Genomic DNA, 14283 nt, shown 5'->3' with positions numbered 1-14283 from the left:
TCACGGATGTCCGCCAATGTTCGGCTTACAACTCGTATCGTCCTTGATCATGCTTCCTACAACTCAGTTGTAATGTGGTTGACGTTCATATCACTTGTGAGCGAAAGAGCAGCACCTAAGCATATGAGAGGGACAGTGAGACAAACGCTATGATATCAGCTTATGCCATTGTTTTCATTGTTGAGAAGCGAAAAAAAAAGCCAGCCTGAAGACGGGCTGGCAACACAAGATATAATCTTGTCGACGTGTAGAAGAGGTTCTAAATTACCTAGCGAGGGTCTGCTAAGTAAGTTAGAGGTATCAATGAGATACCGAGAGCTTTAGATCGTATGCATCTTAAAGCTCGATAACTAATGTATTGAATCAGAAGCATATTAGTAAGGGGGGAAATCCCTCTATGTTGAGTTTAAGAGTGGGTTTCGATCCGTTTCAGGGACGAGTTATCTAATATGGAGCACGGTGTTTTACAAAATAACAGATTGTTCGGTAATAAGGATCTTTACATTGATTGATTATGTATACGTAAGGTGTTGCCTATCTATCCGTTTTTGTTAATAAAATTGGTTGCTCACTGACCGTAAATTAACCTCGCATGATCATCGTTCCGGAACTATGATCATGTAAATGAAATTGATCATGCTGATTTGATCTTGTCGATTGAGTTGGGTAAAAGTTGCAACCCAACAAAGAAGGTATATGATGCGAAGACGTAAGCTGACCGTGTAAAGACGACTGTTTAAAATGAGTGATTCAGATAACCAAAAAATCCTTTCATATCAAGAGATTATGCTGCCAAAGCCGGCGGAGCTGATCACACTTCCGTCTTATATGGATTGCCACGATCATTCTTATACGCAGATCGTGATTGGTTTAAAAGGGCAAGCCGAATTTGAAGTGCGCGGGCGAGGTAATCTTGTCGGCCCTGGTCAAGGTTGTGTGGTTACCGCATGCTCTGATCATGCTTTCGGTGGCGTCATCAATCAATCGGATATTTTGGTGCTGAATATGCCCAAACCGACAAATGATGATCCCGAAATGCTTCAAAAAATCAATAACCTGGAGAGAGACCATGTCTACTTCCAGTTAGATAGTCAAATTCAGAAGCTGATACAGATGTTGGTTCAGGAAATGCGAAACCATCCGGATGACCTGCTGTTAAGTCGTGCGTGTAACGACACTGTGATTGCGTTAATGCAGCGCCATATCTCGGCATTTGAGACCAGTCGAAAAGAGTCGCGCTTTGATTTGGAGGCGATTGATCGTTACATTGAGCAGCACCTGAGTCATAAGATTAGTGTGGCTCAATTGGCCGGGCGAGTGTTTCTTGGGGAAAGTCAGTTCCATTGCTTGTTTAAAGAGCAGATGGGGATTACACCTCATCAATATGTTCTCGGAAAGCGAATCGACATGGCTCGTGAATTAATCGAGCAAGGGCACCTTTCTTTAGGGCAAATTGCCGAGTTTACTGGCTTCTCAAGCCAGAGTACTTTTACTCATACTTTTACTCGCTTACAGGGAATATCACCTTCCCGTTATAAAAAACAAGTTGGATAACAACGCGTTTTTTTAGGTCAAATAATCATCAATCAGAATGAAGCCATGCACTATGCATGGTTTTTTTATGTTTTATTCACGTGACCTATCTCTCGTTTTTTTAAATTCTCTGTTCTTTGCAGTGGTTGATATGCCACTTGATCCTACATTTTCTCTTAGAACGAGCTCTTCACAAAAATCTTATTGATATTCTTGATATTTTGTTGTGAATGCAATGAAAAAATTAAAATTTACAACACAAAATATTACCTATTTGAATGTGACTATGTGGATGTTTTGTTATAAAAGCGAGTTTTTGGCAAAAATGTCGTAGTTTTTGACAAGTATTCTTATCGGCCTCAAAATACACTGCCAGCCATTGATAATCCTCGAAGCGGTTTTCGAGGAGTGAGATTGAGGAACACACATGTTTACAGCTACGAACGTGTTGACACCGGAATTTATCGGGCAGCCGCTTGATAAGTTGTGGTCACTGATCTCGCCATTATATATGGTGGACGAGTCTCAATGGCTAGAGCAACTATTGCCACTAGCGACGCCGACAGAGGATGAAAAATCGGCGATCACTACCCAAACGACCCACCTTATCGAAGCCATTCGTGCCGATAAGAAGTCAATCCAGATGATTGATGCTTTATTGCTGGAATACAGCTTAGATACTCAAGAAGGTATCTTGCTGATGTGTCTTGCAGAAGCATTAATGCGCATCCCAGATGCCGCGACAGCAGATTCTTTGATTAAAGATAAGTTGAGTGTCGCAGACTGGAAATCTCACCTGAAGAACTCTGACTCTGTGTTTGTTAACGCATCAACATGGGGCCTCATGCTAACAGGTAAAGTGGTTGGTCTTGGTGAGCAAGGCACCCAGAGCCCAGGTCAGGCTGTAAACCGTCTGGTAAATAAATTCTCTGAGCCTGTGATTCGTAAAGCCATGTATCAGGCAATGAAGATCATGGGTCACCAGTTTGTTCGTGGTCGTACGATAGAAGAAGCGCAGAAGAACGGTCGCCCAATGCGCGACAAAGGTTTCACCTACTCGTTTGATATGTTGGGTGAGGCGGCGTTAACGACAGCGGACGCGAACAAGTACTTCAAAGATTACCTAATGGCGATCGAAGCGGTGGGTCGCGAGACTTACGGTAACGACACCAGCCCTGCGCCTTCGATTTCCATCAAGCTTTCTGCATTACACCCGCGCTACGAAGTCGCAAATGAAGAACGTGTAATGACAGAGTTGTATGACTCACTAATGCAACTACTAAAACGTGCTATTGAAGTCGACGTTGCAATCACAATCGATGCAGAAGAAGCGGATCGCCTTGAGCTTTCCCTGAAGCTATTTGAGAAAGTATACCGTAGCGATCTTGTGAAGGGTTGGGGCAAGTTTGGTTTGGTTATTCAAGCCTACTCAAAACGTGCGCTACCAGTCTTGGTGTGGCTAAATGCACTCGCAAAAGAACAAGGTGACGTTATTCCTCTGCGTTTGGTTAAAGGCGCGTACTGGGACAGCGAAATCAAGTGGTCTCAACAAGCGGGTTATGCAAATTACCCAGTATACACTCGCAAAGAAGCGACGGACGTTGCATACCTAGCTTGTGCTCGTTTCCTACTTAGCGAAGGTGTTCGCGGTAATATCTACCCACAATTTGCAAGCCACAATGCTCACACGGTGACGGCAATTGCTGTCATGGCGGAGCACAAAGAATACGAGTTCCAGCGCCTGCATGGTATGGGTGATTCACTGTATAACCATGTTATGAAAATGTACGGTCAGCCAGTACGTATTTATGCACCTGTCGGTAGTCATGCTGATCTTCTTCCGTACTTGGTTCGTCGTCTGCTTGAAAATGGTGCGAACAGCTCGTTTGTACACCGTCTAGTTGATGCGCGTTGTCCAATTTACGAGTTGACCCATCACCCTGTGGATGTGTTGACGGGTTTTGACACGCTACACAACGACAAGATCCCATTACCTGCCGACATTTTCCCTGAGCGTAAGAACTCATATGGCGTCAACATCGACATCGACAGTGAAGCGAAGCCATTTGAAGCTCAGGTCGAAAGCTTCATGGACAACCAGTGGGTTGCAGGCCCGATGATCAATGGTGAACGCTTTGCCGAAAGCATGATCAAGGAAAATGCGGCTGAGATCATCACCGCACCATACGATCGCCGAATTGAAGTCGGCAAAGTGGCATTTGCAACTCTTGATCACGTTTCCGCTGCAATTGATGCGGCGCAAACTGCTTTCTCTGATTGGAAAACCGTTCCTGTTGAGCAAAAAGCGGCTTGTTTAGAAAAGCTTGCTGACTTAATGGAAGAAAACCTGGCTGAGCTGGTGGCGATTTGTCACAAAGAAGCGGGTAAAACGATTCACGATAGCATTGATGAAGTTCGTGAAGCGGTGGATTTCTGTCGTTATTACGCGAAACAAGCGCAAAACCTACAGCCATTTGAGCTAGAAGGCTTTGATGGTGTGAAACGCATTTCTAGCCGTGAAGGTCTTGGTGTGTTTGTGTGTATTAGCCCTTGGAACTTCCCGTTGGCTATCTTCCTTGGTCAGGTGACGGCAGCACTGATTGCGGGTAACACAGTGGTTGCAAAACCTGCTGAGCAAACAAGCTTAATTGCCGCTCGCGCTATTGAACTAATGCTTGATGCTGGCTTCCCTGCAGGTGTGATTCAGTTACTTACTGGTCGCGGCGCTGAGATCGGTCATGCACTGACTTCTCATGATGCTATTGCTGGTGTGGCATTCACTGGCTCAACGGCAACGGCGCAACGCATTAACGTTACGCTCGCGGAGCGCAGCGCGAAACCAGTTCCGTTTATTGCGGAAACAGGTGGCCAAAACGCAATGATTGTGGACAGTACTGCATTGCCAGAGCAAGTGGTGCGTGATGTGATTCGTTCGGCGTTTGCATCTGCTGGTCAGCGTTGTTCTGCCCTTCGTGTTCTATTTGTACAAGAAGATGTAGCAGACCGTATGATCAACCTGATTCAGGGTGCGATGAATGAACTGCATGTTGGTTTACCTTACCTACACAAAACAGATGTTGGTCCGGTTATCGACAGCAATGCAAAACAAAAACTCCTCGCTCACCTTGAGCAAATGAGCAAAACACAGACTAAAGTCGCTCAGCTACAGCTGGATGAATCGTGCCAGCATGGTGACTTTGTCTCACCAAGTGCGTTTGAAATCTCGGGCATCGATGTGCTGAAAGAAGAACAATTTGGTCCAATCTTGCACATTGTTCGCTTTAAAGCGTCTGAATTACCGAACGTGGTTGCGCAGATCAACAAAACGGGTTTTGGATTGACGATGGGTATCCATAGCCGTAACGAAACCACGTACCGTTGGATTGAGAAACATGCTCGAGTAGGTAACTGCTACATCAACCGAGACCAAGTTGGCGCTGTGGTTGGTGTACAGCCGTTTGGTGGTCAAGGCTTGTCGGGTACTGGCCCGAAAGCTGGTGGTCCACACTACCTATTCCGCTTTACTCAACATCTTCTTGCTCAAGCAGAAAACGCATAAGGAGTCGCATTATGGTTCATCAGATCACCTATTTTAAAGATGCATTCTCTGCGTGGGAGCAGTGGAATCTGACTGATTTTGATTACAAATGCGAGCATGTTCTGGCATTTAAATCTGCACTAGAAGGGCAGCAGTCTACCGTTGCCAAGGTGGTTTCTTACCACTTGCAACAAGCATCAGCTCTTCTTGCAAAAACTCACCAGTTAGTTGGCCCTACAGGGGAAACTAACGAACTGTATGCCGCAGGACGCGGTGTGGCTTTGGTGATTTGTGAAAACAACATCGAGCCTGCTGATAATGCGTTATACAGTGCTTTTGCGATGATCACCTGTGCCTTAATTGCAGGCAACAGTGTGGTCGTTTGCAGTGACAATGCAGAGCTAAACCAATTGGTTAAGCAAGCTGTAGCGTTGGCAAACTTCCCATCTAACTTAGTCCAGGTTGTTGCGTACGATGCGTCTGCCCCGTTGCTTGAGAGCGATGTACGTAGTGTGGGTTATGTTGGGCGTTCACAGATTGAGCATGCGCTCAATCTTCAACTAGCTAAGCGTGACGGTGCAATCGTCGGCTTAGTTTCTGAAACGGATTTAGAGTCACCGAAATTGGCTCATGATCCTCATCTCTCGTTGCGCTTCATTACTGAGCGCACTCGAACGATAAATATTACCGCGGTGGGTGGTAACGCAACTCTACTCGAGTTGGGGAACGAAACTCACTAACCTGACTTGTAATGCCAATCTGGAGTAACTGGACTGAGAGCCGGTCCAGATTGGTTTTTTATACTCTGATGTATTGCTGAGACGGTAAAATATCAGGGCAGGCAAGGAAGGAAATAATTATAACGAGGACTATCTAATGATAGAAAATAGCTTTGCTATCACGTCCACTTTTGTGGCGTATTTACTGATTATGGTTGCTATTGGCGTTTACGCGTATAAGAGGACTTCCAATTCATCTGACTACTTCCTAGGTGGCCGTAGCCTAGGTCCGTGGCCTGCTGCATTATCTGCAGGTGCTTCAGACATGAGTGGTTGGCTGCTGCTAGGCTTGCCTGGCTATGCGTACGCTGCGGGTATCGAGGCCTTCTGGTTAGCCGGCGGTCTACTTCTTGGTACATGGGCAAACTGGCTCATCAGTGCAAAACGCCTTCGTACCTACAGTATCCAAACTGACGCGCTAACGTTGCCAGAGTTCCTGTCACGTCGCTTCAACGATAAGTCGAAACTGATTCAGACAATCTCTGCGTTTTTCATTCTTCTATTTTTCCTTTTCTACACCAGCTCAGGTTTGGTCGCAGGGGGCAAACTGTTTGAGACGGTATTCGGTCTAGATTATACCTACGCTGTTATCATCGGCACGGTGTGTGTCGTTTCTTACACACTATTCGGTGGTTTCCTAGCGGTATCTTGGACTGACTTAGTGCAAGGTCTTCTAATGGCGGCTGCGCTAATGATTGTTCCTATAGCGGTAATGGACGGTGGTTTAGGTCAGCTAAGTTCTGATCTACATGACATCAACCCAGAACTTGCAACGCTATGGAATGACGCGAAAGGCGAACCATTGTCTGCGATTGCCATTATCTCTCTAGCGGCGTGGGGCCTTGGTTACTTTGGTCAGCCACACATCCTAGCGCGTTTTAAAGCGTCTCGTTCAAACAAAGATCTAACGACTGCACGTCGTATCGCAGTGATTTGGACGGCACTATCTATGGTTGGTGCAATGCTTGTTGGTCTTGTTGGTCTGGTTTGGGTTACGGGTCATCCGGGTACTCAACTAGAAGACGGCGAGAAGATCTTCATGCTATTGGTTAACGCAGTATTCCACCCTGTCGTTGCGGGTATGTTGTTAGCAGCAATCCTAGCGGCGGTAATGAGTACCGCTGACTCACAGCTCCTTGTTTCATCTTCAGCGCTTGCAGAAGATTTCTACAAGCAAGTATTCAAGCCAGAAGCGTCTTCTGAAGAAATCGTAATGATTGGTCGTATCGGTGTTATCGTTATTTCGCTTGTTGCGCTATTCCTAGCGATGACGCCTGATAGCTCAGTACTTGGTCTTGTATCTTACGCTTGGGCTGGTTTTGGTGCGGCATTTGGTCCTGCGGTTGTACTTAGCCTTTACTGGAGCGGTATGAACCGTAACGGCGCGTTAGCAGGTATTCTTGTTGGTGGTATCACTATCGTAGTTTGGAAGCAGCTAACTGGCGGTTGGTTTGATGTGTACGAAATCGTACCGGGCATCATCTTCTCTACGCTTGCCATCATTGTGGTAAGTAAAGCAACGGGTGGTGCTGCGCAAGACGTGTTAGACCAACACCAGTCGTTCGAGAAAAAACTGGTTGAACTAGACTAGTAACTTCCCGTATATGAACACAAAGCCCGCTATTTTAGCGGGCTTTGTTTTATCTGAAACTTAATTAACGTTAATGGTGGTAGCTTGAGATCAAAGCTTAGCATTGCTCGGTTAGATTGGAGTGTTAGTCGCGACGAATTTTGGCGTAAATAACGGTGTTACTCAGCTCTCCCGATGTGGTAAGACGTTCGTTTCTGAGCTCTCCTTCGAACTCATAACCACAGCGCTCGGCTACAGCCCGGCTCTTTTGGTTGGTGCTATCAGCATGAATTGCGATTCTCTTGGCACCCAAGTCATCAAACGCATAGCGCTCAACTTCGAGCACAGCCTCGGCAACATAACCATTGCCAACGGCAGCATCATCTAACCAATAACCTATCTCAAAGGATGGTACGTCGGGATCTCGAATCATCAAGCCGACCGCACCCAGTAAGCGATCGCTTTCCTTTTCAATGATGTAGTAACGCAGCTCTTCTTCGAAGTTTTCAAAGTTTGCGATGGCTTTCTCTGTCCCTTCTATCATCGCTTCTAATGTCAGCACATGAGGCACCCACGGCAGATAGACTTCGAGAGTCTTTTGGCTGCGAACGACAGCTTGATGCGCCTCTTCGGCTCGTTCTAAACAAGCAGGGATGAGTTTGAGACGTTTCGTTTCCATGCCGACTCTCCTATGGGTGAAAAATGAACGGAAAATCATTTAAACAGATGTACTTAGAATGATCTAGTCAACGCCGTCATATTATTCACTTGGTTTGCCAGAGAGAAACTGAGAGAATCGAACCGTTATCAAACCAACTAGGTTCATTATGAAACTTTTAGTAAGAAACTTGGCTCGTCACATGACCGAGCAAGATATCCGCAAATTATTCTCAGCGTACGGCAAAGTAGAACTGTGTTCGCTAGTGCTTGATCAAGACACGGGTTTGTCGAAAGGCTTCGGTTTTGTCATCATGCCGGACGAAGCAGAAGCCATTTCTGCTCTTGAAGCACTGAATTTGACGAACGTAGAAAAAAGCAAAATTCGCGTGAAAGTCGCACAAGACTAATACAGAGAAAAGCCAGCGTTATTGCTGGCTTTTTTGTCTTTCTATTTAGAGACCAAATTGGCAACATTCTAGAATGTCTTCTCTTTTCGTTTTAGCGAGATTGATCATCAATTCTCTCTTCAAGTTGTTTCATTAAATCCTTTAACTGTAGAGAATCGAAATTGTCTGAATTCGGCACTTGGTAAGCGTCGTTGACTGTGTAGAGCATCAAACTTTTGCTAGAGAGGAGCTCTTTCTGTATTTGGACTTTGACAATGTCATCAAGAGGTAGACGGAAGTAAACCGTTGAGCCCTGGCGGTACTTCAAGGTGTTGGTGCTTGCATCGATATCTAGCGTTTTAGGATTGAACGCGCGGCGCGTGAAGTACGTTGAGAGCAGTTTCAATCCTATTATTGTGAGTGCTACGAGTCCAAACTCGACGATCTTGTCTGCTAGGTAGGAAAAATAGAACAGCGACAACAATACAGTTCCTAGCAAGAAAGGGTTGTTCTTGGACAGATTTTGTGAAGTTTCATGGATGATCATCCGACATATTCCTCGACTTTATTCAGAAGCGACGAACGTGAGTTGGTAGACACAAACCTTTCGTTCTTTGCCTTGCATGCGCAATGTTTTGTCACCGATGTAAGGGATATTTAGTTTTTGGATCTCCGATTTAGAACGCTGATTGTCCACCAAATGCATCACGGTTATTCCGTTTAACTCAAAGTGCATTCGAGCAAATTCGAGTAAGGCTTTGGAGGCCTCGAATGCATAGCCTTTCCCCCAATGTGGCACGCCAACCCAGTAGCCTAATGTACCGTAGCCCTCTTCGATACGCGGTAAACTCACTGCACCAAGTAACTCCCCAGTGTTTCGCAAGGTAATAGCGTACGCCACGCCTTGATGCTGCTGATACATCGGATCGTGCCTATCTATCCATGCTTGCGCCATCGGTCGCTCATAAGGATGAGGGATGTTTGCTGTCATGTCGGCAATTCGCTTATCTCCAGCGAGTAAAGCCACTTGTTGGCAGTCATCGATATTGAATGGCCGGAGGACGAGTCTTTCGGTAGTGAGAATCGGTTGTATCGTCATGCATTTCTTCCTTGATGAGACGGCTATAGCTGCTAGCAACTGGTTTGCGGGGTAAATCGAGATAACAAGGCGTCTCGAAAGCTCGATCTAGCCAGGCGTGTAGTTGTCATGCGCCTTACTAAATAATAAGCCCGAACAATTGCTTATGTGTAATGTGTCGTATTATTACACACATAAGCACGTTTGCTCATATTGATGGTACAAAAGTTGAGGTCTGACCAATGTCTCAGTTTTTTGATACTTTCGTTCAATTTTTTGAAGATAGGGCACAAAAAATTAAAGGAGCTTTTTAATTGTGGAATTATTTTGAACAAAATATGTCAATTGTCAGTAGGACGAAAAAGTAGGGAGAAGAGAAATGCCGGATATATATTGCGCAGCTTGTAGAAAATCAACGCAACATAAAGTGATTATGAAGCGTTGCGAGCCTCAGTCTGTTGACTCGTTAACAGGCAAAATGGTGAGTTTTACACAGCTGATGGCGAAATTTGTATCAGGTGAACATTATTACGAGATGGAGCCTCAATACTACTGCCGTTGTTGTAATCATCGTGCAATTGGAGAGGTTGTTCCACATCCTACACGGCATACATCGGCCGCACTCTAATTCTGAGTGATAGCCATGATTAATGGCTAAATAGGGCAGTGTTGCCCGAACGACATATCTATACAGGCGTGTCATGCGCTTTCAAATTTGCGACTCCGCGGGAGCCGCTAGGTTGCTTTTTCTCTTCATATCACGGTTACTAAGTGAGCGGCAATAATCATAGCTCTTTCCCTCCTTCGTTGTTTTCTGGTTATTCTCTGCTGAATTTCACATGCTGTGCATTTGATGGTTTGCAATTGTTTGAGCAACGATTAATGTGATGCTTTCTAAGTGGTTACAAGGAAGCGGGTTAATGAGTTATCAATTGGACCGGATTGATTTACATATTTTGAGAGTGCTTCATTCGAGAGGCAGAATTCCGGTTGTAGAACTAGCAAAGCTGATTAACTTAACGACTTCTCCATGTTCTGACCGTGTAAAGCGGCTAGAAAAAGAAGGGTATATCAATGGTTACCATGCAGAGTTGAATGCGGAAAAGTTGGGGCTGGATGTGCAAGTATTCATCCATATTCGTTTAGACCAAACCAGTTTTTCTATTTTTGAAAAGTTTGCGAAAGCGGTGGAATTGATGCCTGAAATTGAAGAGTGCTACTCGCTCTCTGGAGATTTCGATACCATGATAAAAGTTCGTGTTAAGAGCATGAAAGCGTATCAGGAGTTTATGTCGAGTAAGTTAGGCACGCTTCCGGGCGTGATTCAAACTCGTAGTGAAGTGGTCATAGAAGAACATAAAACGGGATTTGGTGTTAATCCCGAGCTCCTTGGTTAGGCGAGGCATGTGTTGAGCCTCCTTATTTAGCGTGGCTTGGTATATTACTTTTTCTCGATTAAAAAAGGAGCCGAAGCTCCTTTTTTAATAAATCGGTGAGCGATTATGCCCCGATAAAGGTACTGATAACGCCAATTAAACCACCAAAAACACCGCCCCAAACGACTAGCCAGCCAAGGTGTTCTTTGATCATCTTTTGCACCATTTCTTTAACTAATGCCGGTGTTAATTCGCTTAAACGTTGATCGATGATACCTTCAATGTTCTGCTTTATCTCATCCATCATTGCAGGAGATTCGAATTGCTCTTTCAGTGCTTCTTTGATGTTATCGCTCTTGCTCAACTCAATGATGGATTCTTGCATCTTTTCGACGAAAGGTTGGCGCATGGGTTGTAGCGCTTCCGAGCCGCCAAACATCGCTAGCATGCCACCAAACTGAGAGCCTTCAATTACTTCCACTAGGGAATCAAATGCTGGATTTAAATCTACTTTCTCAATTACTGGTTGAAGATCGATGTTCACACCGCCCGCCATTTCTTTATTCAAGAATCGGTCAATGTTCGCTTCAGTAAAAAACTGTTCCATCATCAGGTTTTTGATAGCCAGTTTAAACTCTTCAAATCGCGCGGGGATCACGCCAGAACCGTATAATCCAGGCACTTTCTCAAACAGCATATGGATGGCAAGCCAGTTGGTGATGGCGCCTGAGAACGCAAACAGCCCTGCATACCAAAGATAGTCGTTTTGTAATTGATGACCTCCAGCCATCAAAGCGATAGCGAGGACATTCGTTAGCAAACTTTTGTTCATAGTGACCAGTTATATATGAATATCGGAAAGAATAAGTGGGCCTGATTCTATACCTAAGTCACATTAAGATGCTAGGTTTTGCCGTGATGAGTAGTCTTGTAGCGAAGGGAAAAAAATGAATGCTCGGAAAAACAAAACCCGACAATCATTGTCGGGCCACTGCTTTTTCTTAGAAAAACTAAGATTCTATTTTTAATTTTAGATGCGGTAGATCTTACAACAAAGTTGGCATTTCCATCTTTCTGAGTAGCCAAATAGCTTGTCAGCCCAACTTGGTTTGAGTTGTACGATCTGCATTGAACCACATTTACACATAAGCTAATTACCTTATTGTTAATATAATAACTAAGCCATCTATTGAGTATAGCTGTTTCTCAAAAAGTGAAATGACAAATGAAGACGGCTCAATACTCTGTATTGTGTTCATTGCAATGGATACGCAACGAGGCGGTATATTAGCAGAAAAAGTGTGAGCTTTATCATGGAGAGTGTTTCATATATGAGAAACCACAATGGCTATATGAGCATCTAGCCATGGATTTAAATAAAAAACGGCGCTTAAAGCGCCGTTTTTATTGAGCTTATCACTCGTTAAGAAGCGTGTTGATTGTCTAGTTCTTCAGCGATAAATCCGCCAGTTTGATGCGCCCAAAGCTGGGCGTAAATGCCGTTATTCGCAATGAGTTCTTGATGAGAACCTTGTTCAACGATGCTGCCTTTATCTAGCACGATGAGGCGATCCATTTGTGCGATGGTCGATAATCGGTGAGCGATAGCAATAACCGTTTTCCCTTGCATTAATTCATTCAAGCTTTCCTGAATCGCTGCTTCGACTTCTGAATCCAGAGCCGATGTGGCTTCATCCAGTACCAGCAATGGTGCGTCTTTGAGTAGCACACGAGATATTGCGATACGCTGACGTTGGCCGCCAGACAGTTTTACACCACGTTCACCAACTTGCGCATCGTATCCGGCATTACCAAATGGGTCGGTCAGAGTTTCGATAAACTCATGGGCATGCGCTTGCTTAGTGGCTTTCAGCAAATCTTCTTCTGTCGCATCTGGATTGCCATACAAAATATTGTCTCGAATTGAACGGTGTAGCAGAGAAGTATCTTGGGTCACCATACCGATCTTTGAACGCAAAGAGTCTTGTGTGACTTCTGAGATGTTCTGTCCATCGATCTTAATGCTGCCGTCTTCGACATCGTGGAAACGAAGTAACAAGTTCACCAAAGTCGATTTTCCGGCGCCGGAGCGCCCAACCAAGCCTACTTTCTCTCCTGGTTTGATGTTGAGATCGAGATGGCTAATTACGCCTTTGTTCTCACCGTAATGGAAGCTGACGTTATCAAAGTGAATGCCACCTTCAGTGACTACTAAGTCTTTTGCACCTGGTTTATCTTTAATATCAATAGGCTTAGAGAGCGTTTTCATTCCATCGACAACGGTTCCCATGTTTTCAAAGAGGGCGCCAACTTCCCACATTATCCACATCGACATACCGTTTACGCGCAATGCAAGACTAACAGCAATCGCAATCGCGCCAACGCTAATGGCACTATCCAACCACAGGTAAATCGATAAAGCAGCAACGGAAAACACCAAAATATAGTTTGAGATCTCTACAGCGACGTCGAAGCCGGTCACTAGGCGCATTTGACGATAGACCGTATTCAAAAATCCTTTCATGCCTTGCTCGGCATATTGGGTTTCGCGCTGGCTATGAGAAAACAGTTTGACGGTTTGAATATTGGTATAACTGTCGACGATGCGCCCTGTCATTGTCGAACGTGCATCGGCCTGCGCTGAAGCGACGTCTTTGAGCTTAGGGACAAAATAGATTTGGATAGCGATGTAAGCGAGTAACCAGACGATCATTGGGATCATCAAACGCCAGTCTGCCGTCGCTAACATAATGATCATGCTGGTGAAGTAAACCGTAACGTAAACAAATACATCCATAGCTTTCATTACGGTTTCGCGCACAGCTAATGAGGTTTGCATGACTTTCGTTGCGACTCGACCTGCAAAATCATCTTGATAGAAGTTCAAGCTTTGATTGAGCAAATACCGGTGTGCAAGCCAGCGGATAGACATTGGGTAGTTGCCCAATAACGTTTGATGAACGAGCAACGAGTACAAGATCACCAATATAGGCATGACAACCAGCAATAAGGCTCCGTAGAAAATCAAATCCGATTTGTTGTCTTGTAAGAACGTTTCTGGATTGCTGGTAGACAACCAATCAACCAATTGTCCCATCGCGCCAAACAACATTACCTCAACAACAGCCACAATTGTGGCCATCAAAGACATGATGACCAAAGGCTTTTCATAACCACGAGTGTAATAACGCAGAAAAGCGAACATCCCTGAAGGAGGCTGATCCGGTGTAGATTTGGGGAACGGCTCTGTAAAGCCTTCAAATCGTTTAAACATAACTCATCCTAAAGTTAAAACAGTGCCATTTGGGGTGGCTAAATCCATCGATTCACGCTGCTTTGGACGAAACCGCGTGTATGAGAGTT

At 44.9% G+C, this 14283-nt stretch carries 12 protein-coding genes; 7 read left to right on the top strand and 5 right to left on the bottom strand.

What is annotated here, in order from left to right; all coding sequences use genetic code 11:
* Positions 1-741 precede the first annotated feature (741 nt).
* The 4 genes from R7Z49_RS02825 to putP all read left to right on the top strand — a co-directional run bounded on the left by R7Z49_RS02825 (position 742) and on the right by putP (position 7441).
* On the top strand, positions 742-1554 hold the full coding sequence (locus tag R7Z49_RS02825) for an AraC family transcriptional regulator (RefSeq protein ID WP_025768702.1): 813 nt from the start codon (positions 742-744) through the stop codon (positions 1552-1554).
* 406 nt (positions 1555-1960) lie between these two features.
* The gene (putA, locus tag R7Z49_RS02820) at positions 1961-5092 is read left to right on the top strand and encodes a bifunctional proline dehydrogenase/L-glutamate gamma-semialdehyde dehydrogenase PutA (RefSeq protein ID WP_158173300.1); all 3132 of its coding nucleotides are present in this window, start codon (positions 1961-1963) and stop codon (positions 5090-5092) included.
* An 11-nt stretch (positions 5093-5103) separates the two neighbouring features.
* Positions 5104-5811, top strand: a complete 708-nt coding sequence (locus tag R7Z49_RS02815) for a 1-pyrroline-5-carboxylate dehydrogenase (protein ID WP_186585569.1) — start codon at positions 5104-5106, stop codon at positions 5809-5811.
* Positions 5812-5947: 136 nt separating this feature from the next.
* On the top strand, positions 5948-7441 hold the full coding sequence (gene putP, locus R7Z49_RS02810) for a sodium/proline symporter PutP (protein ID WP_005374582.1): 1494 nt from the start codon (positions 5948-5950) through the stop codon (positions 7439-7441).
* Positions 7442-7565: 124 nt separating this feature from the next.
* On the opposite strand, the gene R7Z49_RS02805 is transcribed toward putP, so the two are convergent.
* The gene (locus R7Z49_RS02805) at positions 7566-8099 is read right to left on the bottom strand and encodes a GNAT family N-acetyltransferase (RefSeq protein WP_053350135.1); all 534 of its coding nucleotides are present in this window, start codon (positions 8097-8099) and stop codon (positions 7566-7568) included.
* A gap of 148 nt (positions 8100-8247) precedes the next feature.
* Here R7Z49_RS02805 and R7Z49_RS02800 point away from each other — a divergent pair, with 148 nt between their 5' ends.
* Positions 8248-8487, top strand: a complete 240-nt coding sequence (locus R7Z49_RS02800) for an RNA recognition motif domain-containing protein (protein WP_005374587.1) — start codon at positions 8248-8250, stop codon at positions 8485-8487.
* Positions 8488-8578: 91 nt separating this feature from the next.
* Here R7Z49_RS02800 and R7Z49_RS02795 read toward each other — a convergent pair whose 3' ends face one another.
* Together R7Z49_RS02795 and R7Z49_RS02790 are read right to left on the bottom strand one after the other, a co-directional pair.
* Entirely contained in the window at positions 8579-9013 is a 435-nt protein-coding gene (locus R7Z49_RS02795) for a hypothetical protein (RefSeq protein ID WP_186585570.1), read from the bottom strand.
* An 18-nt stretch (positions 9014-9031) separates the two neighbouring features.
* Positions 9032-9565, bottom strand: a complete 534-nt coding sequence (locus R7Z49_RS02790) for a GNAT family N-acetyltransferase (protein ID WP_318111307.1) — start codon at positions 9563-9565, stop codon at positions 9032-9034.
* 358 nt (positions 9566-9923) lie between these two features.
* On the opposite strand from R7Z49_RS02790, the gene R7Z49_RS02785 reads away from it, so the two are divergent.
* Together R7Z49_RS02785 and R7Z49_RS02780 are read left to right on the top strand one after the other, a co-directional pair.
* Entirely contained in the window at positions 9924-10172 is a 249-nt protein-coding gene (locus R7Z49_RS02785) for a hypothetical protein (protein WP_005374593.1), read from the top strand.
* 292 nt (positions 10173-10464) lie between these two features.
* The gene (locus tag R7Z49_RS02780) at positions 10465-10941 is read left to right on the top strand and encodes an Lrp/AsnC family transcriptional regulator (protein WP_005374595.1); all 477 of its coding nucleotides are present in this window, start codon (positions 10465-10467) and stop codon (positions 10939-10941) included.
* A gap of 103 nt (positions 10942-11044) precedes the next feature.
* On the opposite strand, the gene R7Z49_RS02775 is transcribed toward R7Z49_RS02780, so the two are convergent.
* A complete protein-coding gene (locus R7Z49_RS02775; RefSeq protein ID WP_005374596.1) occupies positions 11045-11752 on the bottom strand; it encodes a DUF445 domain-containing protein in 708 nt (235 codons plus the stop codon).
* A 591-nt stretch (positions 11753-12343) separates the two neighbouring features.
* Positions 12344-14194, bottom strand: a complete 1851-nt coding sequence (locus R7Z49_RS02770; protein ID WP_258490019.1) for an ABC transporter ATP-binding protein — start codon at positions 14192-14194, stop codon at positions 12344-12346.
* Positions 14195-14283 lie beyond the last annotated feature (89 nt).

This window comes from Vibrio sp. 1562 (genome assembly GCF_033340155.1).
GTDB lineage: Bacteria > Pseudomonadota > Gammaproteobacteria > Enterobacterales > Vibrionaceae > Vibrio > Vibrio alginolyticus.
The sequence above is the reverse complement of the archived record's forward strand: the minus strand, read 5'-3'. Positions and strand labels throughout refer to the sequence as shown.

Excerpts from the sequence above, each read along its gene's own strand:
- R7Z49_RS02825 (WP_025768702.1), top strand. The coding sequence starts at position 742 with ATGAGTGATTCAGATAACCAAAAAATCCTTTCATATCAAGAGATTATG.
- putA (WP_158173300.1), top strand. The coding sequence starts at position 1,961 with ATGTTTACAGCTACGAACGTGTTGACACCGGAATTTATCGGGCAGCCG.
- R7Z49_RS02815 (WP_186585569.1), top strand. The coding sequence starts at position 5,104 with ATGGTTCATCAGATCACCTATTTTAAAGATGCATTCTCTGCGTGGGAG.
- putP (WP_005374582.1), top strand. The coding sequence starts at position 5,948 with ATGATAGAAAATAGCTTTGCTATCACGTCCACTTTTGTGGCGTATTTA.
- R7Z49_RS02805 (WP_053350135.1), bottom strand. The coding sequence starts at position 8,099 with ATGGAAACGAAACGTCTCAAACTCATCCCTGCTTGTTTAGAACGAGCC.
- R7Z49_RS02800 (WP_005374587.1), top strand. The coding sequence starts at position 8,248 with ATGAAACTTTTAGTAAGAAACTTGGCTCGTCACATGACCGAGCAAGAT.
- R7Z49_RS02795 (WP_186585570.1), bottom strand. The coding sequence starts at position 9,013 with ATGATCATCCATGAAACTTCACAAAATCTGTCCAAGAACAACCCTTTC.
- R7Z49_RS02790 (WP_318111307.1), bottom strand. The coding sequence starts at position 9,565 with ATGACGATACAACCGATTCTCACTACCGAAAGACTCGTCCTCCGGCCA.
- R7Z49_RS02785 (WP_005374593.1), top strand. The coding sequence starts at position 9,924 with ATGCCGGATATATATTGCGCAGCTTGTAGAAAATCAACGCAACATAAA.
- R7Z49_RS02780 (WP_005374595.1), top strand. The coding sequence starts at position 10,465 with ATGAGTTATCAATTGGACCGGATTGATTTACATATTTTGAGAGTGCTT.
- R7Z49_RS02775 (WP_005374596.1), bottom strand. The coding sequence starts at position 11,752 with ATGAACAAAAGTTTGCTAACGAATGTCCTCGCTATCGCTTTGATGGCT.
- R7Z49_RS02770 (WP_258490019.1), bottom strand. The coding sequence starts at position 14,194 with ATGTTTAAACGATTTGAAGGCTTTACAGAGCCGTTCCCCAAATCTACA.